The following is a 26,698-nucleotide window of genomic DNA, read 5'->3' on the forward strand; positions in this document are numbered from 1 at the left end:
TCAACCTCTGGTGGAAAGGGGGAGAAACGAGGGCGGAAACCGGACAGCTCAGCCCAGAACAATCTCCAGGCCGCCGCGCGCCACCGAGAACGCCTGAGCGTGGGCCGGGAGCAGCGTCACCGCCGTCGCCTTGAACGCGGGCATCTGCGAGTGGGGGTCCAGGGTGTCGGGATCGGTCAGCAGGTTGGCCGCCTCGGGCCAGTGGAAGGGCAGGAAAACGGTATCGGGACGCAGGCCGGGGTTGAGGCTCAGCGGCAGCGTGACCTGCCCGTGCGCCGTGCGGAGGATGACCTCCTCACCCACGCGCAGGCCGTAGTCGCGGGCCGTTTCGGGATGGACCTGTGCGCCGTGATCGCCCCCATTTTTGGCGATTAAAGCGGCGTTGCGCCGGGTCTGGGTACCACTCTGATAGTGGTAGCCCAGCCGCCCGGTGGTCAGCGTCAGTTGGCGGGCCGGGGCGGGAGCGGGCAATTCGGGAACGTGCAGCGTGGCCCAGCCGTCGGCGGTGGGATAGGCGGGCGCGTAGGCGTGGGGGGTGTCGGGGCCGTCCGGGTGGCGCACCGGCCACTGGGCACTGGCGCGGTCCAGCCTTTCGGCGCTCAGGCCGCTGTAATCTGCCTTGCCGCCCTTCGTGGCCCGAAAGAATTCGCCTTGCAACTCGCGGAACGTGGCGTATTTAAAACCCTGCGGGCGTCCGACGGCTGCCGCCAGATCGCACAGAATGCGCCAGTCCTCGCGGGCCGCGCCGGGGGCGGTGATGGCCTTGCGGCGGCGCTGCACACGGCCTTCCAGGTTGGTGGTGGTGCCTTCCTCCTCGCACCACATGCCGCCGGGCAGGACCAGCGTGGCAAGCCGGGCGGTCTCGCTGGGCAGGAAGTCGATCACGATCAGGTGCTTTAAAGCCTTCAGGCATTCGGTGACCTGCCCCGCCCCCGCCGCGCTGACCACCGGATTGCTGCCCAGCACGACCAGGGCCTCGACGCCGCCCGGCTGGCCGCAGGCGTTCAGCAGGTTCTGGGCGCTCAGACCGGGCTGGGGCAGGTCTTCGGGCGCACAGCCCCACAACGCCGCCATCTCGGCGCGGTGGCGGGGATCGCGCAGGGAACGCGCGCCAGGAAGCTGATCGTTCTTCTGGCCGTGTTCGCGCCCGCCCTGGCCGTTGCCCTGGCCGGTCAGGGTGCCGTAGCCGCCGCCGGGTTTGCCAAAATGCCCAGTCAGATACGACAGGTTCAGCCACGCCTGCACGGTATCGGTGCCGTGGGCATGCTGCTCCGCGCCGCGTCCGGTCAGGATCAGCGGCTTGGCGGCCTCGGCGTAGCGTCTGGCCAGCAGCAACAGCTCGCCCTCCGGGAGACCACATTCGGCGGCCACGCGCTCTGGCGGGTACGCACTCGCGTGGGCCAGCACCTCGGCCAGCCCGTGGGCGGGCGCAGTGGGGCGAATCTTGCCCCAGCGTTTCATCAGATGGATCAGGCCCAGCGCCAGCACGCCGTCGCTGCCGGGGCGCACGGCCAGATGTTGCCCGGCCACCCTGGCGGTCACGGTGGCGCGCGGATCGATGCTGTACACCACACCGCCCCGGTCCTTGGCGGCCTTCAGGTACTGCATGATCGGCGGCAAGGTTTCTGCGATGTTCGCGCCCACCAGCAGAATCAGGTCACTGCCCGCCATCTCGCCCAGCGGAAAGCCCAGCCCCCGGTCATAGCCCACGGTGCGGTTCAGCGCCGCACTGGCCGAGGCCATGCAGTAGCGCCCGTTGTAGTCGATGTTCGGCGTCTTCAGGGCCAGCCGCGCGAATTTTCCCAGCAGGTAGGTTTTCTCGTTGGTCAGGCTGCCGCTGCCGTACACGCCCACCGCCGCCGGGTTGCTGTCCAGCAGCGGCGTCAGGGCGTCCCGCACGTAGGCCAGCGCCTCGGCCCAGGACACCGGCACCAGTTGACCGTCCTTGCGGAGCAGCGGATCGGTCAGGCGTTCGGGATGGCGCAGATCGTTCAGCGCCGCCTGCCCCTTCTTGCACACCGTTCCGTGCGCCACCGGACATTCCCTGGTGGGCATCAGCTTGACGGCTAGACCGTTTTCCACATGGACATCGAAGTTGCACTGCACCGCGCAGTACGGACAGGTGGTGCGAACGACGCGCGGGCCGGGCGGGGCAGCGGTGGGCAGGGAGGTAGGCGCGGTCATGGGGCTGAGCCTGCGGGATGCTTTGCAAAGTGTCAAGGCCAAGACCGATTAGCTGACAGAATTAACGAGACAACCAGCCATATAGGTCTAGAAGACATGCGGTCTGTTCAAAAGTCTCTTGACAAACTGCACAGAATCGGTCCCAATAGGCAGCAGGTCTGGCCCCACGCCAGCCCGACTCCCCCGCCTCCAACCGTGGAGGACGTTTCAGGAGCCTGCTATGCCTCAGCCACAGAACCAACCCACGTCCCTACCTACCCCCACCCGCCCGCCTCAGATCGTCGTGATCGGCAATGGCATGGTGGGCCACCGCCTGGTGGAGCAACTGCAAACCCAGGCGGGCGCTGTAGCACCTCAACAGACACCACAAATCACTGTCATTTGCGAGGAATCGCGGCTGGCCTATGACCGCGTTCACCTGTCCAGCCACTTCGATGACCCCGCCCCCGATCTGGCCCTGGCGACTGCTGAGGGCTATGAGCAGGGTGGCGTGCGCGTCGTCTACGGGCAGGCTGAGGCGGTAGACACCGCGCAAAAGACTATTCAGGTAAACGATCAGACCCTCAGTTACGACGCCCTGGTGTTTGCCACCGGCAGCTTTCCTTTCGTGCCGCCCATCGCTGGCAGGGACGCGCCCGGCTGTTTCGTGTACCGCACGCTGGATGACCTGGAACAGATCCGGGACGCGGCCAGGAATGCTAGGAGCGGCGTGGTCATCGGCGGCGGGCTGCTGGGGCTGGAGGCGGCGGGCGCACTGCAAAAGCTGGGGCTGACCACGCATGTCGTGGAATTTGCCCCGCAACTGATGCCCGCCCAACTAGACGCAGAGGGCGGCCAGACGCTGCGCCGCACCATTGAGGACATGGGTATTGGCGTGCATGTGGGTAAGTCCACCTCTGAGGTGACGCTGGACGACAGCGGGCGCGTGTCGGGTCTGGCCTTCGCGGATGGCAGCGCGTTGGAGGCCGATCTGGTGGTCTTCTCGGCGGGCATCCGTCCACGCGACGATCTGGCACGGGCTTCCGGGCTGGCGCTGGGCGAACGCGGCGGCATTGTCATCGACGACACTTGCCAGACCAGCGCGCCGGGCGTGTACGCGGTGGGCGAATGCGCGCTGCACGGCGGGCGCATCTACGGCCTGGTGGCCCCCGGCTACAGCATGGCGAAGGTGGCGGCGGCCAGTATCCTGCATGGGCTGGGGTTGGGAAACGCCCCGGCGACGTTTACGGGCGCTGACCTCTCCACCAAACTCAAGTTGCTGGGCGTGGAGGTGGGTTCCTTTGGCGACGCAAAAGGCGTGACCGAAGGCTGCCGCACCGTGTCCCTGAGTGACAACGTGCGCGGCACCTACAGCAAACTTGTTTTGTCTGCCGACGGCCTGCGTATGCTGGGCGGGCTGCTAGTGGGCGACACCGCGCGCTATAACGATCTGCTCGATCTGGCGCTGTTCGGGACGCCATTGACCGTACCGCCCGAAACATTGATCGTGCCACCGTTGCCGGGCGGCGCTGTCCTGCCCGCAATCACCAACGCCCTGATCTGCTCATGCGAGAACGTGCGCGCCGACGCCGTGTGCAACGCGATTGGCGAGGGTGCGCGCGATATCAAGGCGCTCAAAAGCTGCACCGGGGCCGGGACGGGCTGCGGCGGCTGCGTACCAAGTCTGCACGGCCTGCTGCAAGGTGAATTGCGGCGGCTGGGCGAAACGGTCAGCAACCACCTCTGCGAACACTTCGCCTACTCGCGCCAGGAGCTGTTCAACTTGATCCGGGTCAGGGGACACCGCGCCTGGGATGGGGTGCTGGCCGCGCACGGCAGCGGCCTGGGCTGCGAGGTCTGCAAACCCGCCGTGGGCAGCGTCCTCGCCAGCCTGCACAATGAATACGTGCTCAAGCCGCAGCACGCGCCGCTTCAGGACACCAACGACGCCTTTCTGGCCAACATCCAGAAGAACGGCACATACTCGGTGATGCCGCGTGTGCCGGGCGGCGAAATCACGGCGGATAGCCTGATTGCCATTGGCGAGGTGGCGCGCAATTTCGGCATGTACTGCAAGATCACCGGCGGGCAGCGCATCGACCTGCTGGGCGCGCAGCGCGACGATCTGCCCGCCATCTGGGCCGAACTGATCGCGGCGGGCTTCGAGAGCGGACACGCCTACGGCAAGAGCCTGCGAACCATCAAGAGCTGTGTGGGTTCGACGTGGTGCCGCTACGGCGTGCAGGACAGCACCGGGCTGGCAATCCGGCTAGAACTGCGCTACCGGGGCCTGCGCAGCCCGCACAAGCTGAAAAGTGGCGTGTCCGGCTGCACCCGCGAGTGTGCCGAGGCCCGCAGCAAGGACTTCGGCATCATCGCCACCGAGGCGGGCTGGAACCTGTACGTGGGCGGCAACGGCGGCGTGACCCCCAGACACGCCCTGCTGCTGGCCGAGGGGCTGGACGAGCAAACCCTGACCCGCACCATTGACCGCTACCTGATGTTCTATGTCCGCACGGCAGACCGCCTCCAGCGCACCAGCGCGTGGCTGGAAGGGTTGGAGGGCGGTCTGGATTATCTGCGCGCCGTGATCATGGACGACTCTCTGGGCCTGTGTGCCGATCTGGACGCCGCGATGGATCAGCACGTCGGCAGCTACGAGGACGAGTGGGCCGCCGCCCTGGCCGATCCCGCCACTCCTGCCCGTTTCCGCACGTTCGTCAACGCCGACACCCGCGACACCGGGTTGCAGTGGGTGGAGGAACGCGGCCAGTTGCGCCCGGCATTTGCCCATGAGATGACGCAGGGTCTGACGCCGCTGCCGATGGCAGGCGGGGACGACTAGCGAAAAACCTTCAGACCCCCAGACCTTTTAACTTCCAGACCCTCTGACCACTCCAAAGGAGTCCCCATGACCCTCAATCTTAATCCCCATTCCAGCCCTCCCCTTCCTTCCTGGCAGCGCGTGTGCAGTCTGGCGGACATCCTGCCGGGCCTGGGCGTCTGCGCGCTGGTGGACGGACGGCAGATCGCCGTCTTTCATGTCGCCGGGCAGGTCTACGCCGTGAGCAACCGCGATCCCTTCACCGGGGCAGACGTGATCTCGCGCGGGCTGACGGGCAGTTACCGCGACAGGGAAGCAAAGGAACGGCCCAAGGTGGCCTCGCCGCTGCTGAAACACGCCTTCGATCTGGAAACGGGGCAGTCGCTGGACCACGCGGACATGACCTTGCCCACCTACCCTGCGCGGGTTCAGGAAGGTGAGGTATGGATTGGTTTGGTGGACTGAGGGTGCTGAGTCTGGAATCGCGCGGCGCCGAGGAAATGGCGACGCTGATCGGCAAATACGGCGGCGTGCCCGTGGTGGCCCCCAGCATGCGCGAGCAGAAGCTGGACCTGACCCGCGCCATCTGGACACCTTGCGCGGCATTCAACTGGTGGCGCGCGGCAACAAGCCCATGCAGGCGCTGAAGGAATTCGGTCTGTTGGGCGTGAATGTCGCCAAACCCCACACCTGGCACGAGGTCCAGGCCCACCTGCTGTCTGCCCTGGAGGCCGGGCAACACGCCGTCCTGCTGGAATACGGCGAGGCCATGCCCGCCCCGATGCTGCGCGAACTGGGCTTCGCGGGCCTGCGTGTAACCAGCCTGCCGGTGTACCGCTGCGCCTTCCCGCTGGACACTGGCCCGCTGGACGCGTCGGTGCGCGACTGCGTGCTGGGCGGCCCGGACGTGCTGCTGCTGTCCAGCGGCACCCAGGCCCTGCACTTCCTGAAATACGCCGAGGGGCTGGGACTGCTGTCCCACGCCCGCGAGGCGCTGAACCGTCTGGTGATCGTCAGCATCGGCCCGGCGTGCAGCGAGGCCGCCGCCGATCTGGGCCTGCGGATCGATCTGGAGGCCAATCCGCACAAGATGGGCATTCTGGTGCGCCTGGCCGCCGAACACACGCCGGGCATTATCGAGAAACGGCGGCTTTTGCGGGCGGGGTAAAACAGGCCCCTCACCCCAACCCCTCTGCAAGCAGGTCTGCGACTCTCCCCTGCGGAGAGGGGCTTTTTGTTGCCCCTTCTGGTGAGGGCGCAAATGCCGAGTCACCTTCTGACCCTCTACCACGGGGAGAGAGTGCCGCGCCACTCGGCGGGTGAGGGGTCCTCCCTACAACAGCCGCCCATCATCCCCCGCATCCGGCGTCTGCACGGGCACGCCGCGCGCATTCAGGGCCTCGCGCAGCATGGGGATGTTCTTGAGGGCGTGGCCCTTGGTCGTGTTCTGAAAGAAGATATAGAGTTCGCTCAAATCCTCGGCCACCAGCGCGATTTTCTCGGCCCACTCGTCCATCTCGGCGCGGTTGTAGCGGTAGTCGTGACGCTCGGCGGCGCTCTTGCCCTCCCACCAGCTTCCCTCGTTACGCCCGTGCAGGCGCAGGTAGCCCACGTCGCCGGTGACATGTACCTGCGGTTCGGGCATGCCGCCCACCGGGGGGTAATCGGGGCTGACCCAGATCAGGCCGAACTCGCCCATGCCCTCGCGCACCTCGGGTTTGTCCCAACTGGCGTGCCTTAGCTCCACGGCCAATTCGTGTCCGGCAAAGCGCTCGGCCAGCGCCAGCAGGTATTTGCGGTTGTCGGCAGTGCGGTGAAACGAGTAAGGAAACTGCGCCAGATACGGCCCCATCAGCCCGGCGTCGCGCAGCGGTTCTGGACTCTGGAGCATCCGGTCATAGTCGGCGTCGGTGGGCGCGCGGTCATGCGTGAACGCCTTGTTCAGCTTGACGGCAAAGCGCGTGCGCCCGCCGGACTTGCGCGCCATGCCCCCAAAGGCTTTCAGGCCGGGGATGGCATAGAACGAGCTGTTTAGCTCCACCGCATCGAAATGCCGGGCGTAGGCGTCCAGATAGCCGTCTTTCTTGACGCCCTCGTAGATCAGGCCGGGGGCCGTCCAGTCGTCGTTGCTGTAGCCGCCGCAGCCGATATACACGCGCATGAATTCAGGGTAGAGCGTGGGTCAGTCGGCAGGGTCCGGGATGAAGGCGGGTTCAAGATGGAGCCTTAAAAAAGGCACGGAACAGCCTCCACGCCTTCCGTTCTTCTGGCCCGCTCAGTACAGGCGCGGATGCCGGTTCAGATCGGTCCAGAACGCCTGGATGGTGTGCATCGCCTCGCTGAACTGGGCGAAGTCCAGCGGCTTGATCACGTAGGCGCTCGCGCCGTGCGCGTAGGAATCGCGGATGTCGCGGTCCTCGCCGCTGGTGGTCAGCATCACCACCGGGATATCGCGCAGAGCTGACTCTGCGCGGATGGCGTCCAGAACGGCCAGACCGTCCATCTGAGGCATCTTCAGGTCCAGCAGGATCAGGTCCGGCAGGGGGGTATTGTCCTGAACCGCACAGCGCAGTAAACCCAGGGCTTCCTGACCGCCCCCGGCCACCACGACTTCGGGCCGGGAATCGCCTACCCGCTCGCTGCCGATGGCAGACAGGGCCAGTTCCAGATCGTTGGGATTGTCGTCGACGAGCAGGATTCGGTGCGTGATCACGGCATTCTCCATGAAGGGTGGGCCGGCAGACCGCCCTGTCGATACACAGGTGGTCCGGGGTGGCTGGCTCGGCCTGGGGAAGCCACCAGATGCCTCCAGTTTAGCATAGTGAATAAAGGAATCTTAAACTTCAAGGGGGGTGTGAACAACTTGGCATTGGGCAAATTTTGTGTGTAGAAGGACACAATCTGGTCTTGAGCGGCAGGAAGCAGCTCTCATGATAAGGCGGGCCGTGGGGCCGCACCAGCCGCCAGGATCAGACCCCCCAGGTCCGGCCTGGTAGACGCCTGCCGCGCGCCGCGCCCGTGGTCACGTAAACTCCGGGACATGTTGACCAAGCGCATCATTCCCTGTCTGGACGTGCAAAATGGCCGGGTGGTCAAGAACGTCCGCTTTTTTGAAGATCACCGCGATGCGGGCGATCCCCTGGTGCTAGCGCAGGTCTATGAGCAGCAGCAGGCCGATGAACTGGTCTTTTACGACATCACCGCCACCCACGAGGGCCGGGGCCTGATGCTGGACGTGGCCGCGCGGGTGGCCGAGCAGGTGATGATGCCGCTGACGGTGGGCGGCGGCGTGAATGCGCTCTCGGACTTCCGGCAACTGCTGCTGGCCGGGGCCGACAAGATCAGCGTCAACAGCGGCGCGCTGACCCGCCCCGAGCTGATCCGCGAGGCCAGTGACCACCACGGCGCGCAGTGCGTGATGCTGTCGGTGGACGCCAAGCGCCGCCCGGACGGCAGCGGCTGGAACGTCTTTCGCGCGGGCGGGCGGGTGGACACCGGGCTGGACCTGCTGGAGTGGGCCGTGCGCGGGCAGACGCTGGGCGCGGGCGAGATCTGTCTGAACATCATGGACGCCGACGGCACGCAGGCGGGCTTTAACCTGGAGGCGACCCGCACCGTGGCCCGCGCGGTGGACCTGCCGGTGATCGCCTCCGGCGGGGCGGGGCAACTCTCGGACTTTTACGAGGTCCTGACCGCCGGGCTGGCCGACGCCGCGCTGGCGGCCAGCGTCTTTCACTTCGGCGAACTGACCGTGCCACAGGTCAAGGCGTACCTGCACGCGCAGGGCGTGGCGGTGCGGCCCGAATGGCAGGACACGGCAACTGTGGAGGAGGCCGTGCTGCAAGGCGGGGCCAGATGAGCGGCGCACCCCAGCCCCCTGACCTCTCGGCCCTGAACTTCGGCGCGGACGGCCTGATTCCGGTGGTCACGCAGGACGCGCGCACAGGGGCGGTGCTGATGCAGGCGTATGCGGACCGGGACGCGCTGGAACGCACCCTGGCCACCCGCGAGGCCACCTATTACAGCCGTTCGCGCGCGGGGCAGTGGATCAAGGGGAAAACCAGCGGCCACACCCAGCGCGTGTTGGGCGTGTCTGTAGACTGCGACGGCGACAGCGTGCTGTACCGCGTGGAGCAGACCGGGGCCGCCTGCCACACCGGGGAATACTCGTGCTTCTACACGCCGCTGCTGGAAGACCAGACCCCCACGGCTGGCCTGGACGGCACGTTGGAGCGCGTCTATACCACCATCTCGGAGCGCCTCGCCACGCTGCCGGAGGGCAGTTACGTGGCCCGGTTGCACGCCGGGGGCCTGGACCGGGTCCTCAAGAAAATCAGCGAGGAGAGCGGCGAGGTGCTGCTGGCCGCCAAGAACGGGGACCGCGCCGAACTGGCGACCGAGGTGGCCGACCTGCTGTTCCACACCCTGTTCGCGATGGCCGAGGTGGGCGTCTCGCCGGGCGACGTGGCCGCCGTCCTGCAAGGCCGCGAGGGAAGGAGCGGCCTGAAGGGGCCGAAGGAAGCGGGCTGAAGGCGTGGTGAAAGGAGCGTGAAGCCCCGGCCTGATCCAAATGCCCGCGCGGCGCATATGGCTGTTCAGGAGCGCGTGTCCACCTGGGGAGGCACGCGTTCCCTTTTTTATTGCCCTGCCTTTTATTGCCCCGCTTTTCATGGTTCAGCCGCGCTGGCCCGGCCATGACTGTCCCCCCGGACGACAGCCCCGCCAACAGGAGCGGATGGGACAAGGGCCAGTGGCGGGCCTGGGCGCGGGAACGCCGCGCGGCCCTGCCCGATCACTCGGCAGCAATCACCGCGCATCTGCATACCTTCTTGCAGGAGGCGGGCGCGCGGCGGGTGCTGGCCTACCGCGCCCTGCCCGACGAGCCAGATGTAGCGGCGCTGGCCCACGACTTCGAGTTGCTGGCTCCCCGCGCCCGCTTCCGGCCCACGCCCAGATTGACGCTGCACCCGTGGAACACCGCCACTGAGCCGAACCGCTTCGGAGCCTTGCAGCCGCCCGCCGACGCACCCGAGGTTCCATTGAGCAGCGTAGACGCGGTGCTGCTGCCCGGCCTCGCCTTCAATGAACGCGGCATCCGCCTGGGCTACGGCGGCGGATTCTATGACCGCCTGCTGCCCGGTTTCGGCGGCCTGAGCGTGGGCGTCATTCCGGGGGCGCTGATCGTGCCGCACCTGCCTGCCGATCTGCACGACGTCCCGGTGGCCTGGCTGGCGACAGAGGGCGGAATGATCCGCATTTCCAATTCGTCCTCAGGCGGAGCTGGCTAATGGGCCAGAGGCTCGAAGACCCTGGCGAAGGTAAAGGCGTGCGGCATCGGCCCATGCTCGGTCAGATGCCCTAGCCGCTCCCTGGCCTCCAGCACCGTGGGGCGGTGGCCGTCTTGCACCCACCACAGCGCCACAAAGATGTCCATGCGGGTGAACCACTCGCGGCGGCGCTTGAGGAAGTCGGTGTGATGGCTGCGGTACGTGAAGCTGCGCAGCGCCTCCGCGTCCTGCCAGACGCTCAGGTTCACGATGATGCTGGAATTCTCGTTGTAAGAAATGTTGGTGGCGTTGCCGCCGTCGTCCTGGAGCCGCCACACGAAACCGGGCGTGGCCTCGGCCAGTGCGTTGACCGGGTCCAGATTTGCCACGAATTCGGCCATCATGGGATCGTCCAATGGCGCGCGCACACGGGCGAGGTTGACCTGAGCAAGCTGCATGGGGCAGGCTAGCGGCTCGGGGTCAGGAGCCGCGTTGCGGGTACGGCATGCGCGTTGCCGGATCGCCCAGATCGATCTCGAAGTAGAGGAAACCCTCCTCTCCTGCCCGGCGTCGTCGGGGCGGTAGCCCATGCGCTGGTAGGCGGGGCCAGTCTCATGGGTGTTGGCGTATCAGAACACGTAACGCAAAGGTCTTGCCCGCGCCCAGTCCTCTACCGCACGCATGAGCAACCGGGCCACGCCGCGCCGCCGCCACCCCGGAACGGTGTACAGGTCTTCGAGCTTGGCCGTACGGTGCGATTCACCGGAGCGCAGATGAGGACCGTAGTCGTGCAGGGCAGCGTAGCCAGCGACCTCTCCCCCGTCCGCCTGAGCCACCAGTACGGGGCGCAGTGGATTGCCGCAGAAGGAAGGGAAACGACGTTCCAGCGCCGACTCGTCCTCCACAAACCCCATGTCCAGCAGCATGGGTTTCAGGGCCGGAAAGTCGGCGGGGGTGGCGGGGCGCACGTGCATCCTCACACCGTAGCGCCGCGCCCGCCCCTGCGCGTCCGCCCTCTGTAGCATGCGGGCATGCCCCGCCGACTTCTGCCCCTGCTGAGCCTGCTCCTGACCGCCTGCGCCCCCGCCCTCGGCGGACCGGTCCAGCCACTCGCCGACTTGACCGCCACGCTGAGCGTCCCCAATCCCGAACATCTGCGGGTGGTGGTGATGGGCGATCAGGGGACCGGGACGGAGGTTCAGCGGCGGGTGGCGGCGGCCATGCAGACCGTGTGCGCGGTGCAGGGCTGTGACCTGGGCGTGGGCCTGGGCGACAATTTCTATCCGGCAGGGCCGAAAGAGGCTGGCTCTCTCCTCTTTAAAACCAGATTCGCAGACGTTTACGGCCCGCTGAACATTCCCTTCCTGATGGTGCCGGGCAATCACGACGAGAGCGGCACATTCAACGGCGACGGCACAGACGCCAGGGGCGCGGACGCCGAAGTCGCCTATTCGCGTCTGAACCCGCAGTGGGTCATGCCGGGACGGACCTACCGCGCGCCCGTGGGAACGCTGGCCGAGTTCTTCGCCGTGGACACCTCGCCGCTGGCCGCCTACCTGCCCGTGCGCCGCGCCAGCGAGCGGCCCGGAGGCGTGTGGGACGCCGCCCAGCAGGCGTGGCTGACGGAGTCCCTGGCAGCCAGCCCCGCCCGCTGGAAACTGGTGCTGGGCCACCATCCGCTGTTTTCCAACGGCAAGCACGGGGACGCCGGGCGCTACGACGGCCTGCCCTTTGCCTTCCAGCGCGGGGACGCCGTGCGGAAGCTGTACGGGCTGGCCTGCGGTAGGGCGGACCTGCTGCTGAGCGGCCACGATCACGCCCTGGAGGTCTTCGCGCCGCAGCCCGAATGCCCCGGCACCTGGACCGCCGTTTCGGGCGCGGCGGGCAAGACCGAGGGCGGCAGCAAAGGCACCCGCCCCGCCGCCGCCGAGTTCTACGGGCAGCCCGGCTTCCTGTGGCTGGACGTGACGCCGCAGATCCTCACCATCAGCACCTATACGGTGGCCCCAGACGGAGTGCCGACGCTGGCCGGGGCGCAGGAAATCAGGAAAGCAGCGAGATAGATCGCCCCGCATCTCCACGGACTCCTATTGATAAAGTGTTGAAAACATTTGGACATCCCAGCGGGCGTTCAAATGTCCTCATGGGCGCTGCCCCGGACAAGACAGCGAGCAGGAAAGCAACGGCGGGGGCCTCACCGCCGCCCCAGCCTGGAGGCCGGGCGCGACGTGCAGCCCGGTCTGGGATTCGGAAGGATGGCAGGGTCTCCTGAGCGGCAGGTCATGGGCCGCGAAAAGGTCACCGTGCCACCCGCAGTGCCTGGAAAGTCAGGCAGAACCTGCGCGTGGTGGGCAAGTTGCGGCCAGTGCCGCTCAACCACAATCCGGTCGAGGTTGAGGAATGGTCCGCCGGGTGCGTGGGGCTGGTGAAATCGGCCAGCAATGACAGCGTCACGGAACTGCTCACGCTGGGCAAGGAGGGGCAGGCCGCCCTCCCCCACCGTCAGGGTCAAAAAAAGCCCTCTCCGCAGGGGAAAGGGTAGGGGTCCGGGGTCTCTTTACAGCCCGGCTTCGGCCAGGAAGGCGTCCAGCTTCTGCGGGCGAAAGCCGCTGAGGCTATGGACCACGTCGCCGCTGACCAGGGTGGGCACGCTGCGGCGTCCGCCGTTGACCTTCATCACGTATTCGGCAGCCCCCTCATCCTGCTCGATGTTGATTTCCTCGAAGTCGAGGCCCTTGCTGGTCAGGGCGCGTTTGGTGGCGTGGCAGTCGGGGCACCAGGTGGTGGTGTACATCTTGATCATGGGCAGTTCCTCCGGTGTGTGGTGAGTCAAATGCGGGCGATCACCGTCCCCCGCCCGGCGTACCAGTTTACTAAATAAAGCAGGGATGACAAGTGCGCCGGTTCAGCAAAGGCGAACGGCCCACCGCGCGGGCAGGCCGTTGCGTATCCTGGAGCGTTACGCCGGGGCGGGGGCTTCGGCGGGCGCGTCCGCTTTGGGGGCGGTGGCCTGGGCGATGATCTGAGGCTGGGCGTCGGGCTGGGCGTCCGTGGGCGCGACCGCAACCATCTCGCCGTCCTCGTCGCGCTCTTTCCTGGGAGCGGGGGCGGCCCTTGGGGTCATGATCATGTTCATGTCCATGCCCATCATGCTGGGGTTGCTTTCCGGCACGCCGACGTCGGCCAGGGTCTCGGCCACACGCACCAGGATGCGTTCGCCCAGTTCGGGATGGGTACGCTCACGGCCACGGAACATGATCGTGACCTTGACCTTATGGCCCTCTTCCAGGAAACGGCGCACATGCCCGGCCTTGGTGTTGAAGTCGTGCGCGTCGATCTTGACCCGGAACTTGATGGCCTTGACTTCCTGGGCGCGCGCCCGCTTGCGGTTTTCCTTCTCGTTTTGCTGCTGCTCGTAGCGGAAGCGGCCATAATCGAGCAAACGGCAGACGGGCGGCACGGCCTGTGGACTGACCATCACCAGATCCATTCCCGCCTCACGCGCCATGTTCATCGCCTCGCGCGTGTCGATAATGCCCACCTGCTCACCTTCCCCGCCGATCAGACGAATCTGCCGGACGCGAATCTGCTCGTTGACCTTGTGATCTTTCGCTATATTCATCACCTCCGCGCGCCCCCTGCACGCTGACAGCGTCATTGCTGACGGGTTGGGGCGGCTGAACCCACATTCACGTTGAAAGCTGTGGCGGGTAAACATCTCAGTTTACCACGCACGCCCCCTGTCCTTTTGTGGTGTGGCCCCAGGTCAACACTGGCCGGGTGCCGCGCCGCCGCCCGCTTTCTGCCATGCTCCCCGCTATGAACGGTCTTGCCCTGTCTTCATCGCCCGCCGCCCACTCGCACCACTACGGCCCCCTGCACGCCCGCGATCCCGATCTGGAAGTGCTGCTGACCGACGGACTGGGCGGCTTCGCGCTGTCCAGCGTGGCCGGGGTGCCGACGCGCTGCTATTCGGGCCTGGTGGTCAGCCAGTCGCCCCCTGTGCAGCGCTTCACTCATCTGGTCTCACCGCTGGAGGTGCTGGAAGTGGGCGGCCAGCGTCACAGCCTGCATGCCCTGGAACTCGCGCCGGGCGTGTTCGAGGGACGCGGGCTGGAGGGTCTGAGCGGCGTGACCCTGCGTGACCTGCTGCCCGAACGGGTGCAGATGGTGGGCGGCGTCCGCGTGACGCGCCGGATGGTCAGCCCGGCCCACGCGGGCGCGGTTGCGTACCTGTACACGGTGGACGCGCCGGAAACCGTCACGCTGACGCTGGGCGGCTACTTTGTGGACCGCGATATGCACCACGTCCACGCGGAGGCCCCCAAGCTAAAATTTCAGACCAACAGTGAAGAGGTCCTGGTGCGCGGCGAACGGACCACGCGGGTCCGGCTGCACGCGTCGGGGGCGGAGATCATGGCCTTTGCCCCAAAACCCTTTCCCCAGCGGGTCTACTACCGCCACGACGCGGCGCGCGGCGAACCCGATCACGAGTACACGCTGGGCGCGGCGTTGTGGGAAGTCCAGTTTCCAGCGGGCGGCGGTCAGGTGGCGCTGGTGGTCCAGGGAATGACCGACGCCACGCCTGAGCTTCCCGATCCCTGGCTGGCCTACGGGCAGGAGGCGACGCGACGCCGCGAACTGGCTGAGCTAGCGCAGCAGACCTGTGGAATAACCGACGATCTGGTGGCGACGCTGGCGGTGGCGGCGGACGCCTATCTGGTGCGGCGCAGCAGCCCGGCGGGAACCAGCGTCATCGCGGGTTATCCGTGGTTTGCCGACTGGGGCCGCGACGCCATGATCTCGCTGACCGGCCTGACGCTGCTGACTGGGCGTTTCGCACAGGCCCGCGAGCTGCTCAGCACCTTCCTGAAAACCCAGCGGCGCGGGCTGATTCCCAACCACTTTCTTGAACACCAGAAGGGCCACGGAGGTGGCCAGGGCGCGGGCTACAACACGGTGGACGGCGCGCTGTGGCTGGCGGTGGCACTGGAGCGCTATCTGGCTGTCAGCGACGATCTGGACTTTGCTCGGGAAGCGCTGCCTCAACTGCGCGACTTGCTGGGCTGGCACCTGCGCGGCACCGATCACGGCATCCGTGTCGATCCGGCAGATGGCCTGCTGCTGGCCGGAGAACCGGCAGTGCAACTGACCTGGATGGACGTGAAGGTGGGGGACTGGGTGGTCACGCCGCGCCACGGCAAGCCGATTGAAATTCAGGGACTGTGGCTGGCGGCGCTGGACGCGGAAATGCGGCTCTCGGAACGGCTGGGAGCGCCGCCGGAATTTGCGGAGGCCAGGTTAAAGGCGCAGGGCAGTTTTGGGAAATTCTGGGACGGACAGACTTTTGCGGACGTGATCGGGCCAGATGGCACCCTGGACCCCAGCGTGCGCCCCAACGCCGCCCTAGCTCTGGCCCTGCCCGCTACCCCGTCCACGCCCACACAAAAGGACGCCGCCATCCGCCAGATGCAGGCCGAGCTGCTGACGCCGCTGGGGCTGCACACCCTGTCGCCGCGCGATCCGCGTTACCGGGGCAAGTACGGCGGCCCGCAGGTGCTGCGCGACGCGGCCTACCACCAGGGCACCGTGTGGCCCTGGCCGCTGACCGCGTACCTGGAACTGCTGCTCTTACGCGGCGAGGTCACGCAGGCCCGCAAAGCGCTGGACGGACTGAGCGGCCACGTCTGGGAGGCGGGCGTGGGCCACGTCTCGGAGGTCTTTGGCGGCGACGCGCTGCTGCCGGGCGGCTGCCCCTTCCAGGCATGGAGCGTGGCCGAGCTGTTGCGCGCGCATGTGCTGGTCTCCAGGGCAGAAAAACGGTAACGCATCGCCCAAAACTCGGGTTAAAGCGTGTCCCAGAGCTTATTCCCGGCGATTACACGACACACTTATGGCTAGATACCTGAACTTGACGTCTGCCGGACACTAACCCTAGCATCGGCCCCATGACGCGCCTCGCCCTTCCGCCGCAGGCCACCCAGGTGGGGCTGGCGGTGGATATCGCGGCCTTTGCCATGCACGGCGGCGAACTGCACGCCCTGCTGGTGCAGCGCGGGCAGTTGCCGCACGCGCGCGACTGGGCGCTGCCCGGCGGTTTCGTGCAGCCCGGCGAGGAACTGCATGAGGCCGCCCTGCGCGAACTGCGGACCGAGACCACCGTGCAGCTCGAACCGCGCCACCTGGAGCAGTTCTACACCTTCGGCGAGGTGGGCCGGGACCCGCGCGGACGCATCGTGAGCGTGGCGCATCTGGCGGTGCTGCCACACGGCACGGTCAGCGTCAGCGGCGGCGGCCACACCCTGGGCGCGGAATGGCTCAGCGCCCACCGCCCGCCCCGGCTGGCCTTCGATCACCAGGCGATCCTGACGCGCGCCCTGCTGCGGCTGCAACTGCGCTTGGAATACGCCAATCTGGCGCTGGAATTCTTGCCTGATACCTTTACCCTGCCCGAACTCCAGACCGTCTACGAGGCGATCTTGGACCGCCACCTGGACAAGCGCAATTTCCGCAAACGCCTGCTGGCCCAGGGCATCCTGATCCCCAGCGGTGAGCGCCGCAGTGGCGTGGGCCGCCCCGCGCAACTGTACCGCCGCGCCAAGAACGTGCGGGTGGCCGCGCTGTAGGCGGGGTGTGGGCCGTGGATGGTGGCACAAGACCGGGGTCGGTTCACCCCCCGTAACTGGCCCGCAAACGCGCCAGCCCCTGCCGTGGCTCGATGCGCCCTGCGGGCAACCCGGCCAGGGTCACCGCCGACAGGCCACGCGCTGCCAGACCATCCAGCAACAGCTCCAGCAGCGGCGGCGTGACTGCCGGACCGTCGTGCAGCAGAACCACGCTGCCGGGGCGAATGCGGGCCAGGGTCTGCCGGGCCAGGGTGGGCGCGGCGGCGTCGATCCAGTCACGGCCTTCTATGTCCCAGAGGGCGATCTGCCGACCCGCCAGCCGCGCCAGCAGACGGGTCAGCGGGCCGTGACCACCGTAGGGCGGGCGGTACAGCAGCGGTCCAGCGTCTCCCGCACGTGGATGCCACCTGATCTGTGCCCATTCCCGCCAGGGCGTCAGCAGCAGCGCGTGGCAGTGCCAGCGTCCGTGCGCCTCGGTCTGGTGGGGGCTGTTCAGGAGCGTCTGCAAAAAGCTGGGATGCGCCTCACAGGCTGGTGCGGTGACGAAGAAGGTGGCGCGGGCCTCATGCCGCTCCAGAATTGCCAGCAATTCGGGCGTGCGCGGTGAGGGGCCGTCGTCGAAGGTCAGGGCCACTCGGCCCGAATCACGCGGGCCACTGCCCAGCGCACCCCACCCGGCGGCGCGGCCCAGCACGTCGGCCAGGATGGCGGCAAGGACAACCAGACCCAGGGGCTGGACGACTGGCCAGACGCGAGGCCAGCCTGGTGGCCCCCTCATCCCCCTGCGCCGCAAAGTCCCCCTCCCACAGAGAGGGGGGCCACCGATCAAGCTCCGCTTGTCTTTTTCCACAACCGACACCCCTCAGCCCATCACCTCTTATGCCCCCGCCTCGTGGCGGGTGGTCAGCGCGCGGCGAAAGATCACGTAGCCCAGCGCTGTTACAAAGGCCAGGGACGCGCCGGTGATAAACGGTCCGGTCGGTCCCAGGGCGCGGTAGGCGAAGGCTCCCAGCAGCGGCCCCATCCAGGTGCCGACATTTTCCACGGTCATCAGCGCGCCCCAGGCGGCGGGGCGCTCGGCCTCGGGCAGGCGGCCCGTGACCAGGGCGGCCCAGCCGGGCATGATAAAGGCGTAGCCCACACCCACCAGCGCGGCCATCACAAACAGCGCCCAGAACGGCGGTGTGGTGGCAACCCCGCCCAGGCCCAGCGCCAGCAGTGAGAAGCCCAGCGTAACCGCCAGACGGGCGCGGCCCCCATCGGCCACCTTACCCGTCAGCGGCAGGCTGCCGAAGGCCACCGCGCCTCCGGTGCCCAGCACCGCCACCATGCCCCAGTAGGTCAGGCCCAGATCGCGGTACAGCGTGAACAGCAGCGGCCCCAGCAGGGTCATGGTCAGCGTTTGCATGAAAGCCGCCGGAAACAACGGGGCCAGCGCGCTCAGCGCCGTTTTCAGGCGGGCGCGGCGGGCCGGGCGGTCCTCCTGCTCGGCCTCTGCTGCGCGCCGTAGCCGGTCCGGGACGAACAGAGCGGCGAGCAGCGCCGCGCCCAGCACCGCCAAGACGATGCTGAAGGCCAGCACGCGCGGGCGCTCAGCGATCGCGCCCAGCAGCAGAAAACCCGCGCCGATCAGGGGCATCACGCCCAGGCTGATGGCCGTGACCGCACGGCCCCTGTGGCTGTCGCGGGTGGCGTCGGCGGTCAGGTTCATGGTGCCGGGCCACATGGCGCTGAAGCCCACGCCGTGCAGCGCGGCGCACACCAGCATCACCCAGGCGGTGTGGGTGCCGGACATCACCGCCAGCGCCCCCAGCGACAGCGCCGCGCCGCTCAGCATCACCAGCCGCACCCCGAACCGGCTGATCAGCGCCCCGGCGGGGCCGCGCATCAGGGTATCGGCGATAAAATGCACCACGAAGGTGGTGGCCGCCAGCGCCACGGCGTCGGCCTTGGACACACCGAGCAGCGTGCCGATGGCCTGCGGCAGATACGCCGCATACAGTCCGCTGCGAACAAATTCCGAACACGCCAGCACCAGCGCGGCCACCAGCACGCCGGGCAACCTGTCGGGCTTGACAGGGAGCCGCTCGCGCAGGGCAGTCACGGCGCTCACGTCCTTAGCCTCGTACAGCGGGAGGAGGGCACTCGCTGGCCCGCCAGCAGGAAAAGCAGCCCGACTTGCAAAGCTGCGGGGCACAGAGATTGACTTCCAACCGGTCCCTTGCGTCTTGTGTTCGCCGTATCTATGCCCATTCCTCCAACGAAAGCATGAGACAAGCCTGCTACCCTGTGCCCGTGTCCGCGTTTTCCGTGATCATCCCGGCCCGCAACGAGGCGGCGTACCTGCCCCTGACCCTGCGGGCGCTGGAGGCGCAGCACCTGGCCCCCGCCGAGGTGATCGTGGTGGACAACGGCAGCACCGATGACACGCCGGAAGTGGCGCGGGCCTGGGGCGCGCGGGTGCTGCGCTGCGCCCGCCCCGGCGTGGCCCAGGCCCGCCAGTCTGGCCTGGAGGCGGCGCGCAGCGACTGGATCGCCACCACCGACGCGGACTCGTTGCCCAGCCCACAGTGGCTCTCGCTGCTGGACGCCGCCACGCCAGGCCGGGTAGCCCTGTACGGCCCGATGGGCTTTTGCGGGGTGGCCCCGCAGTGGGCCTGGGCGTCTCAGCAGGCTTACAGCGCCTTTTTGCACGGCTGCCGGGTGGTGGGCAAGCCCAACCTGGCCGGGGCCAATATGGCCTTTTCGCGGCAGGCCGCTTTGCTGGCGGGCGGTTACCCGGAGGTAGAAGCCTACGAGGACGTGATGCTGGGACAGGCCCTGGCAAAGCTGGGACCGCTGGCCTACGTGCCGGGCGCACTGGTGCAGACCAGCGCCCGCCGCATGGACAGGGGGGCGCTGCCTTTTGCGTGGCAGCACCTGAGCAACATCACCGGTCATACGCGAGGATACTTTGACCAGAAGCACCCTGAACAGAAGCGCTGAGGCCGGGTTCTGCGGGGAACGGCACCTCGCGCGGCATGCCCAGGGCGGCGGCGTACACGTCCAGCACCCGCGCCGCCACCCCCGCCGGAGTGGTTCCCGACGCAAAATCCCGCGCCCCGGCAGACAGCCGCGCCCACAGCGCCGGATCATCCAGCACGGCGTGGGCGTACCTGATCATGGCGTTCACGTCCGCCGGGGCCACCAGGTAGCCGCTGCGCCCGTGGGCCACGCTGCTCAAGGTGCCGCGCGCCCCCACCGCCACCACCGGCACGCCCATCAATTCGGCCTCTTGCAAGACCAGGCCCTGCGTCTCGGTGTCGCTGGCGAACAGGAACAGTTCGGCCAGGCGGTAATACGCGCCGATCTCGGTCCAGGGCCTGACGCCCAGAAAGCTGACGCGGCCCTCGATGCCCAGGCGGCGGGCGTGCGCTTCCAGATGCACCCGCTCCGGCCCCTCGCCCAGCAGCACCAGATGGGTGTCGGGCAGCCTGGCCACGGTGTCCAGCACATGATCGAAGCGCTTCTCGCGGGCCAGCCGTCCCACGCTGAGCAACCGGCGTTTCCCGGCGGGCCAGGGGCTTCCTATGGGCGGGGCCGCGTGCAGCACCCGCGCGTCGATGCTGGTGGGAATGACCACCGGATTGCGAACGTGCATGGCGTGCAGCACGTCCAGCATTCCAGCGGTGGGCGCAATCACGGCGTCGGCCCGGCGGTAGACCAGACTGACCAGACGGGTGACCGTTCCGGTCTGGCGCTGGAGCGCCGTCAGCCCCGGCACGTAATGGGTGTACGCCTCCAGGTGGGTGTGGTACGTCGCCACATGCGGCACGTTCCACTTGCGGGCCAGCCGCGCCCCCGCCAGCCCCAGCGTCAGCGGCGTGTGGGTATGCACCACGTCGTACTTCTGGGCAAAGTCCTTGCGGGTGGGCCAGGCCAGTCGGTAACTGGGCAGGAACATGTAACTGAGGCTGGGCACCCGCCGCACGTCGGTGCGGCTATCCACGTTGTCGGGGAAATCCGGGGCCACCACTTCCACCTGATGCCCCAGCGCCCTTAATTCGTCGCTCAGCAAACCCACACTGGTCACGATGCCGTTCTGATCAGGCAAAAAGGTATCGGTGAACAGGCCGATGCGGAGCGGTCTCATCCGTGCCCACCAGTGGAGTTCCATTCCGGGAGGGGCCGTCCTGCTGGGAGGGGGGAAGTCTGAAGCATCGCTAGACAGGAGGATACGACGCCGGAGATGAGAGAGTCGTCCACCTTTGGTCTCATGTTCCGGCGGCCTCGCCCCAGAGCAGGCGGGGCCAATCGCCGGGAGCGGCAAAACCCGCTACAGTCGCTCCATGCGTGCCGCGCCGTCTCCTCTGCTCGCCGCCCAACTGCGTGCCGGAGCCTACGGCGCGTGGGCGGGCGGCCACCCCGGCACACCCGAAGTCGGCGTGACGGTGCCGGTTGGGGACGAAACCGAGATCAGGACCGTCCTGGACACGTTGGGGCAGGCAGGCGCAACAGTGACCCTGCTGATCCCCTCTCCGCTGGCCCACAGCGCGCCAGATGCTCTTTACGCCGCCGCGCAGGCTGGCCATGAGATCGCTGGATCGGGCAGGCCAGGGCAACTCGGCGTTCTGGAGGCCGCCTCGGCCCAGCCTCTCCAGAGCTGGAATTCACAGGGGCTGGGCCGCGCGGACCTCCGCCGCCTGGCCGCGCAAGAGATCCACCCCCTGCCCTTCGCGCTGGAGACGCCGCAGCCGGGGCAGACGGTGCGGGTGCTGCCGGAGGAACTCGGCCAGAGCTTGCCGGAGATGCGGGCGCTGGGGTACCGCCCCGTCCCCGTGCGCGAGGTGCCGGGGTTGCGACAGGCCGGGCCGCGTGACCTGCTGTTGCACCTATACACCCACACCGTGGAGGCAAATTTTGCCCGCGAACACGGCGTGATCGATCTGGCCCAGCGTGCCGACGCCGTGATGCGGGTGGCCGCGCTGGGCCACGCGCCCGCGCCGCTGCCTTTGCCGCGAGGCACGCCCACCGCTGAACTGCATCTGCACTCGCCGCGCATCGTGGGTCTGGCCGGGCGGGGCGCATTGACCGCCTACCGCGCCTACCTCCGCAGCCTGCGCGACGTGGCCGCCGCCATGCAGACCCTGCCCGAATTGCAGGACGCACAGGCCGTGTTTGCCGTGACCCTCTTCCACGGGCCACTGGAGCAGGGCGGCTTCGCGCTGCTGCCGCTGCCGCCCGCCCGCGCGCAGATTTATGGCCTGGGATTTCGCATGCTGCGCATCGTCTACGGCACCGCCCGCCCGCCCAGCCAGCCGCAGCCGAAGATGGCCTGGATGACCCGGGAGGCGTTCCTGGCGAAGTACGGGTGATTCCAACTACAGTGGTCACCTCTGGACACATTCTCAGTGTGTTAAATTTTGACCATGACTCAGGCACATCGCAAGCACGTCGTTTTCCCACCTGACACCTTGCGCTTTCTGGAGGACTACCAGCGCAAGCACCAGCTCCCCTCCTTCAGCGCCACCATTGAAGCCGCCGCACTGGCTTTGCAGCAGCAGGAGTTGCGGCAGGCATATGAGCAATACGCCCAGGATTTTGCCCGGGACGCCCAGGCCCAGGCAGAGGCTGAAGAGTGGCTGGACTTCCCCATGAATGAAGGCGCAGAGGGTCAGGAGTGAAGCGCGGCGATCTCTATCTGGTCAACTTTGAACCCAGCACGCCAGGAGAACCCGCCCGCACCCGGCCCGCCGTGATCCTGACCAATGACCTTGCCAACGAAACGCTGCCGCATCTGGTGGTGGCTCCGGTGACCAGCAATGTCAGCCGGGAATATCCCTTTGATGTCGCGCTCCCCGCTGGGAGTTGCAGGCTGACCGAAAGCAGCCGCGTGCAACTGAATTACATCCGTGGCCTGAACCGCAGCCGGATCGGGCGCTATCTGGGCAGCCTGACCACTGCGCAGATAAGCGAGCTGGACGGCAAATTGAGAGTTCATCTGGGGCTGAGCTGAGGCGATTACCAGCCATCAGGATCAAGATGACGTTGCTCCCAAGTCACCCATCCCCAGATGCAAGCAGGCGGCGTGTTCCCGGTCAGGCTCACTATAGTTTCCGGCATGCAAACCGTGGCCGAGACACTGAGATCGCACCGCTCCATCCGGCAGTTCAAACCTGATGAAATTTCCCAGGCCACCCTTGATGAGGTGCTGCACGACGCCATCATGGGCACGTCCTCATCGGGGAACCTCAACAGCTATTCGCTAATCGTGACCCGTGACCCGGCGCGAAAACGGCGGCTGTACGGTTTGCACGGCGAACAGGACTTCATCCTCCAGGCCCCGCTGGTCATCACGTTCTGCGCCGACTGGTACCGCACGCGGCAGTGGTTAGAGTTGCGGGGAGCGCGGGACAACTTCAACAACTTCCTGGGCTATCAGGTGGCGGCGAACGAGGCGATGCTGATTTCCCAGAGCGTGACGCTGGGCTTTGAGGCGCGGGGCTACGGCATCTGTTACATGGGGACCACGCTCCAGGCCATGCAGGAGATCGCCGATTACCTGGAGCTTCCCGAAACCTGTCTGCCCATCACCACCATCGTGGTGGGTGTTCCCGACGAGCGCCCAGACAGGCGTGAGCGCCTGCCGATGCGGGCCTATGTCCATGATGAGGCTTACAGGAAGCCTGGCCCATCTGATCTGGAGGAGCTGTACCGGGCGCGCGAGGAGAGTGGCTGGCAACGGTACATGTCCATGCCGCATCTGAGGGCCATGTGCGAGGAGGGCGGCATTACCTCGCTGGCGCAGATGTACACCAGTCCCTACAAATATGACCCGGACGCCTACGCGGCCACATCACGGCAGCTTCTGGAAGCGCTCAGGGGGCGGGGATTTCTGCCCAGCACGCTGGAACTTGGCCAGACTGATGGGTAAAGCTCAGGCGTTGCGCCCACGCGAACTCCTACCCCGGCAAGCTGAACCTCAGCGCCGTTCCCTGCCCTGGCCCGCTGTCCACATTCAATGCTCCCCCGGCCAGGGCAACGCGCTCGCGCAGGCCGGTGAGTCCCAGATGGCCCGCCTCGGCGCGGGCCTCGGCCTGCTGGGGCGTGAAGCCCTGGCCATCGTCGCTGATCACCACATCCACGCCGTCCGCCCCAAAGATGACGCGGATGGCGGCGCTACTCGCCCCGGCGTGCTGGTCCACGTTGTTCAGCGCCTCCTGCGCCAGCCGGAAGACCGTCAGCTCGCTGGCTGCCCCCAGACGGCGCTCGAAGCCGCCCACTTCCAGCCGGGTGGGCGTATGCGCCTGCCCCGCCAGCCATTCCAGCGCGGGCAGCAGTCCCAGATCGTCCAGCACGCTGGGGCGCAAGTTGCGGGCAAAGCGGCGCACGCTGTCCAGCGCGGCGTTCAGGTCCGCCAGAATGTCGTCGGCGCGCTCCCGCTGCTCGCCGCTCAGCTCGCGCGCCAGCCGGGCCACCCGGCGGCCCGAGGCGGTCAGCACCTGCGCGGTGTCGTCGTGCAGTTCGCGGCTGATGCGCTTGCGCTCCTCCTCCTGCGCCTGGGTGAACAGCGAGAGGTAGGTTCGCAGTTCGCTCTGGCGGGAGGTGGCGGCCTCCAGCGCCTGCCCGCGCCGGGTGATCTCGTCGGCCAGGGTCTGGAGTTCCGAGAGGTCACGGGCGACGAGCAGCACGCCGGAGTTTGGGCCAGCTTCGACGGCACTCAGGCGCACTTCCAGGCGGTAGGGGCCAATCCCAATCTCGGCGCGGCCCCCGGTGCTCTCCGTGCGGGCGGCGTCCCAGGCGGCGCGCAGGGCGTCGCGGGTGACGGGCGTGGGCAGGGAGAGCAGCCTCTCCCCCACCAGCAGCCCGGTCAGCGGTTCCAGCAGGCGGGAGGCGGCGGGATTGGCATAGGTCACGGTGCCGCCCGCGTCCGCGCTGAGGATCAGGTCATGCGCGCCCTCGGCCAGTTGGCGGTAGCGGGCTTCCTCGCGCTCCAGGGCGGAAAGCAGCCGCACGCGGGTCAGGGTCTGGGCCATCTGATCGGCCACGCTACGGGCCAGTTGCAGGGGGTGATCGCCGGGGGCTTCCGGGCCGGGATCGTCGGCGTACAGGAAACCCAGGGGGTGGGCCTCATCGCCCAGTGGCACGATCAGACCGCTGCCCGCCACGGGCAGGCAGGCGCGGCGCGGCAGGGGCCGGGGGCCGCGTCCCAGTTGCGATTTCAGCGCGGCCAACTCCTCTGCCGTAGGCGGATAGAGGTTGAACGTCGCGCAACGCAGCACCTCGCCCGCGTCGTCGGTCAGGGCGATCAACCCTCGCCCGGCGTTCAGGGCCAGGGTGGTCAGGCGCACAGCCCCCGCCAGCGCGGCGTCGTCCTGGCTCTCGCCCAGCACGCGGCCCACGTTCAGCAGCACGGCGGCCTCGCGCTCACGGCGCAGCTCTTCCTCGTACAGGCGGGCGTTTTCCACGGCCAGGGACGCCTGGGCGGCAAAGACCTCGGCCAGCGCCAGATCGTCGTCGTCCAGCGGGAGCGGCGCTTCCCAGTACAGCGTCAGGGTGCCGAACACCCCGGCGCGGGTGATCAGGGGCAGGCCCAGCACGCCCTTGTAGGGATAGCGGCCCCCGGCCAGCAACTGACGGGTGTAGCGGCTGCCGCCGCCGTAATTGGCGGTCGCCAGATCGTGCGCGGCCACCGGTTCGCGGCGCTGGGCCGCCCGCCCGGTCACGCCCGCGCCCATCTTGGCGCGCACCCGCAGCACGTACTCGCTGGGCAGGCCTACGGCGCTGCGGATGCTCAGGGTGCGCCCGTCCGGCTGGGCCTCGTAGATGGCGGCGGCGTCGGCGCGGAACAGAGACACGGCCCGCTCCAGCACCCGCGCAAGGGTGTCTCCCAGGTGCAGGCTGCCCGCCAGCGCCGCCCCGGCCTCGCGCAGCGCCTCGGCGGCCTCGCGTTTGCGGGTCTCGATGCCGTAGAGGCGGGCGTTGTCAATCGCCAGCGATGCCTGCTCGGCCAGCGCCAGCACCAGCCGGGCGTCGTCGTCGGTGGCGGTTGCGCCGGGCCTGCGGCTGTCCACATACAGCACCCCCAGCGGCTGGCCGCGTGCGCTGAGAGGAGCGATGACCGCCGCCTCCGGGTTCAGCTCCAGCAGGCCCTGGGCCATCGGCGTGTCGGCGTCCCTGGTGCGCTCGAAGCGAATGGCCTCCCCGCGCCTGATCAGCGTTTCCAGGCTGACCGGACCAACGCCCACGCCGCCGGTAAACGTCTCGTCGAAGCCGTGCGAGAACACGTCCCCCGTTCTGGCCCCACCCTCGCCGAACTCGCTGAACAGCGCCACGAAAGCGCGGGAAAACCCCAGCGCCTGGGCCGCGCTCTGGGCCGTGCCGGTCAGGACCTCGGCCAGATCCAGGCTGCCGCCCAGACGGCGCACCAGGGCTTCCACCGTTTCGGCCACGCGCCCGCGTCCGCGCCGGGCTTCGCGGGCCTGAACGCCTTCCAGCGCCAGCGTCAGCAGCGGCACCAGCGCCGACAGTTCCGCGATGCCCTCCGTGCTGGCCCCTACGAATTCCAGGACGCCACAGCCAAACGGCAGGCAGACCAGCATGCCCTCTTCCAGCAGATGGCCGCCGTCCATTGCGCGCCGGGCCAGCGTGCCGTCGCTGAGGCCCAGGCCGCGCCCCTCCTGGGCCAGCGCTTCCAGGCATCCGGCCTCCCCCTCGGCCACCCAGACCTGAACGCCGTGCGCCGCCGACGCGTGGCAGGCGTACTCCGCCAGCGCCGATGCAAAAGCGCGGGCGGTCTGGGCGGCGGCGAGGGTGGGGGGTGGGGGGGTCATTTTTGG

General features: G+C 67.8%; 26 protein-coding genes. 15 read left to right on the plus strand and 11 right to left on the minus strand.

Annotation, left to right across the window (positions count from 1 at the left end; translation table 11 throughout):
- Positions 1-48: 48 nt before the first annotated feature.
- Positions 49-2,184, minus strand: a complete 2,136-nt coding sequence (locus Q322_RS0110855; RefSeq protein ID WP_029477940.1) for a molybdopterin oxidoreductase family protein — start codon at positions 2,182-2,184, stop codon at positions 49-51.
- Positions 2,185-2,404: 220 nt separating this feature from the next.
- On the opposite strand from Q322_RS0110855, the gene nirB reads away from it, so the two are divergent.
- The 4 genes from nirB to Q322_RS20890 all read left to right on the plus strand — a co-directional run bounded on the left by nirB (position 2,405) and on the right by Q322_RS20890 (position 6,155).
- Positions 2,405-5,008, plus strand: a complete 2,604-nt coding sequence (gene nirB / locus Q322_RS0110860) for a nitrite reductase large subunit NirB (RefSeq protein WP_051668450.1) — start codon at positions 2,405-2,407, stop codon at positions 5,006-5,008.
- A gap of 66 nt (positions 5,009-5,074) precedes the next feature.
- Entirely contained in the window at positions 5,075-5,452 is a 378-nt protein-coding gene (gene nirD / locus Q322_RS0110865) for a nitrite reductase small subunit NirD (protein ID WP_051668451.1), read from the plus strand.
- Between the two features lie 2 nt (positions 5,453-5,454).
- A complete protein-coding gene (locus Q322_RS24545) occupies positions 5,455-5,634 on the plus strand; it encodes a hypothetical protein (RefSeq protein ID WP_245593221.1) in 180 nt (59 codons plus the stop codon).
- The gene (locus Q322_RS20890; RefSeq protein ID WP_245593222.1) at positions 5,583-6,155 is read left to right on the plus strand and encodes a uroporphyrinogen-III synthase; all 573 of its coding nucleotides are present in this window, start codon (positions 5,583-5,585) and stop codon (positions 6,153-6,155) included. The genes Q322_RS24545 and Q322_RS20890 overlap by 52 nt, the downstream gene beginning before the upstream one ends.
- Positions 6,156-6,320: 165 nt before the next feature.
- On the opposite strand, the gene Q322_RS0110875 is transcribed toward Q322_RS20890, so the two are convergent.
- Positions 6,321-7,148 carry a DUF72 domain-containing protein gene (locus Q322_RS0110875; RefSeq protein ID WP_029477943.1) on the minus strand — a complete coding sequence of 276 codons (828 nt, stop codon included), beginning with the start codon at positions 7,146-7,148 and terminating at the stop codon, positions 6,321-6,323.
- A 114-nt stretch (positions 7,149-7,262) separates the two neighbouring features.
- Positions 7,263-7,700 (minus strand): response regulator, encoded by a 438-nt coding sequence (locus tag Q322_RS0110880; RefSeq protein ID WP_156953006.1) that lies wholly within the window; start codon positions 7,698-7,700, stop codon positions 7,263-7,265.
- Between the two features lie 327 nt (positions 7,701-8,027).
- Between Q322_RS0110880 and hisF the strand changes: the two genes are divergently transcribed.
- The 3 genes from hisF (at position 8,028) to Q322_RS0110895 (ending at position 10,275) form a co-directional block, all read left to right on the plus strand.
- Complete coding sequence (gene hisF / locus Q322_RS0110885; protein WP_051668452.1) at positions 8,028-8,846, plus strand: imidazole glycerol phosphate synthase subunit HisF; 819 nt, start codon at positions 8,028-8,030, stop codon at positions 8,844-8,846.
- Positions 8,843-9,517 (plus strand): bifunctional phosphoribosyl-AMP cyclohydrolase/phosphoribosyl-ATP diphosphatase HisIE, encoded by a 675-nt coding sequence (gene hisIE, locus Q322_RS0110890; RefSeq protein WP_029477946.1) that lies wholly within the window; start codon positions 8,843-8,845, stop codon positions 9,515-9,517. Before hisF ends, hisIE begins: the two co-directional genes overlap by 4 nt.
- 164 nt (positions 9,518-9,681) lie before the next feature.
- Positions 9,682-10,275, plus strand: coding sequence for a 5-formyltetrahydrofolate cyclo-ligase (locus tag Q322_RS0110895; protein ID WP_029477947.1), 594 nt, complete (start codon positions 9,682-9,684; stop codon positions 10,273-10,275).
- Here the strand turns inward: Q322_RS0110895 and Q322_RS0110900 are convergent.
- Both Q322_RS0110900 and Q322_RS20895 read right to left on the minus strand, forming a co-directional pair.
- Entirely contained in the window at positions 10,272-10,712 is a 441-nt protein-coding gene (locus tag Q322_RS0110900; RefSeq protein ID WP_029477948.1) for a DUF3291 domain-containing protein, read from the minus strand. The genes Q322_RS0110895 and Q322_RS0110900 overlap by 4 nt on opposite strands.
- 171 nt (positions 10,713-10,883) lie before the next feature.
- Positions 10,884-11,279 (minus strand): GNAT family N-acetyltransferase, encoded by a 396-nt coding sequence (locus Q322_RS20895; protein WP_245593223.1) that lies wholly within the window; start codon positions 11,277-11,279, stop codon positions 10,884-10,886.
- A gap of 6 nt (positions 11,280-11,285) precedes the next feature.
- Here Q322_RS20895 and Q322_RS0110910 point away from each other — a divergent pair, with 6 nt between their 5' ends.
- On the plus strand, positions 11,286-12,317 hold the full coding sequence (locus tag Q322_RS0110910) for a metallophosphoesterase (RefSeq protein WP_029477949.1): 1,032 nt from the start codon (positions 11,286-11,288) through the stop codon (positions 12,315-12,317).
- A 494-nt stretch (positions 12,318-12,811) separates the two neighbouring features.
- Here the strand turns inward: Q322_RS0110910 and Q322_RS0110920 are convergent, their stop codons facing one another.
- The gene (locus Q322_RS0110920; RefSeq protein WP_029477951.1) at positions 12,812-13,057 is read right to left on the minus strand and encodes a glutaredoxin family protein; all 246 of its coding nucleotides are present in this window, start codon (positions 13,055-13,057) and stop codon (positions 12,812-12,814) included.
- 156 nt (positions 13,058-13,213) lie between these two features.
- Positions 13,214-13,879: a translation initiation factor IF-3 gene (gene infC, locus Q322_RS0110925; protein ID WP_084147937.1), complete on the minus strand. Its 666-nt coding sequence runs from the start codon at positions 13,877-13,879 to the stop codon at positions 13,214-13,216.
- Positions 13,880-14,073: 194 nt separating this feature from the next.
- Here infC and Q322_RS0110930 point away from each other — a divergent pair, with 194 nt between their 5' ends.
- Together Q322_RS0110930 and Q322_RS0110935 are read left to right on the plus strand one after the other, a co-directional pair.
- Positions 14,074-16,080, plus strand: coding sequence for an amylo-alpha-1,6-glucosidase (locus Q322_RS0110930; RefSeq protein ID WP_245593224.1), 2,007 nt, complete (start codon positions 14,074-14,076; stop codon positions 16,078-16,080).
- 122 nt (positions 16,081-16,202) lie between these two features.
- On the plus strand, positions 16,203-16,880 hold the full coding sequence (locus tag Q322_RS0110935; protein WP_029477954.1) for an NUDIX hydrolase: 678 nt from the start codon (positions 16,203-16,205) through the stop codon (positions 16,878-16,880).
- 43 nt (positions 16,881-16,923) lie between these two features.
- Here Q322_RS0110935 and Q322_RS0110940 read toward each other — a convergent pair whose 3' ends face one another.
- On the minus strand, positions 16,924-17,658 hold the full coding sequence (locus Q322_RS0110940) for a polysaccharide deacetylase family protein (protein ID WP_029477955.1): 735 nt from the start codon (positions 17,656-17,658) through the stop codon (positions 16,924-16,926).
- Between the two features lie 99 nt (positions 17,659-17,757).
- Positions 17,758-18,993: an MFS transporter gene (locus Q322_RS0110945; protein WP_245593225.1), complete on the minus strand. Its 1,236-nt coding sequence runs from the start codon at positions 18,991-18,993 to the stop codon at positions 17,758-17,760.
- A 182-nt stretch (positions 18,994-19,175) separates the two neighbouring features.
- On the opposite strand from Q322_RS0110945, the gene Q322_RS0110950 reads away from it, so the two are divergent.
- On the plus strand, positions 19,176-19,865 hold the full coding sequence (locus tag Q322_RS0110950) for a glycosyltransferase family 2 protein (protein WP_211248892.1): 690 nt from the start codon (positions 19,176-19,178) through the stop codon (positions 19,863-19,865).
- Here Q322_RS0110950 and Q322_RS0110955 read toward each other — a convergent pair.
- Complete coding sequence (locus tag Q322_RS0110955; RefSeq protein WP_029477958.1) at positions 19,810-21,012, minus strand: glycosyltransferase; 1,203 nt, start codon at positions 21,010-21,012, stop codon at positions 19,810-19,812. The two genes, Q322_RS0110950 and Q322_RS0110955, sit on opposite strands and share 56 nt — an antisense overlap.
- A 196-nt stretch (positions 21,013-21,208) precedes the next feature.
- Here Q322_RS0110955 and Q322_RS0110960 point away from each other — a divergent pair, with 196 nt between their 5' ends.
- From Q322_RS0110960 to Q322_RS0110975, 4 genes are all read left to right on the plus strand, one after another.
- Positions 21,209-22,234: a YkoP family protein gene (locus Q322_RS0110960; RefSeq protein ID WP_029477959.1), complete on the plus strand. Its 1,026-nt coding sequence runs from the start codon at positions 21,209-21,211 to the stop codon at positions 22,232-22,234.
- 54 nt (positions 22,235-22,288) lie between these two features.
- Positions 22,289-22,543, plus strand: a complete 255-nt coding sequence (locus Q322_RS0110965) for a hypothetical protein (RefSeq protein WP_029477960.1) — start codon at positions 22,289-22,291, stop codon at positions 22,541-22,543.
- Positions 22,540-22,875 carry a type II toxin-antitoxin system PemK/MazF family toxin gene (locus Q322_RS0110970; protein ID WP_029477961.1) on the plus strand — a complete coding sequence of 112 codons (336 nt, stop codon included), beginning with the start codon at positions 22,540-22,542 and terminating at the stop codon, positions 22,873-22,875. Before Q322_RS0110965 ends, Q322_RS0110970 begins: the two co-directional genes overlap by 4 nt.
- A gap of 105 nt (positions 22,876-22,980) precedes the next feature.
- On the plus strand, positions 22,981-23,793 hold the full coding sequence (locus tag Q322_RS0110975) for a nitroreductase family protein (RefSeq protein ID WP_034418346.1): 813 nt from the start codon (positions 22,981-22,983) through the stop codon (positions 23,791-23,793).
- Positions 23,794-23,821: 28 nt separating this feature from the next.
- Here the strand turns inward: Q322_RS0110975 and Q322_RS0110980 are convergent, their stop codons facing one another.
- Positions 23,822-26,692 carry a sensor histidine kinase gene (locus Q322_RS0110980; protein ID WP_029477963.1) on the minus strand — a complete coding sequence of 957 codons (2,871 nt, stop codon included), beginning with the start codon at positions 26,690-26,692 and terminating at the stop codon, positions 23,822-23,824.
- Between the last annotated feature and the right edge of the window lie 6 nt (positions 26,693-26,698).

The sequence above is a fragment of the Deinococcus frigens DSM 12807 genome (assembly GCF_000701425.1).
In the GTDB taxonomy this organism is placed as follows: domain Bacteria; phylum Deinococcota; class Deinococci; order Deinococcales; family Deinococcaceae; genus Deinococcus; species Deinococcus frigens.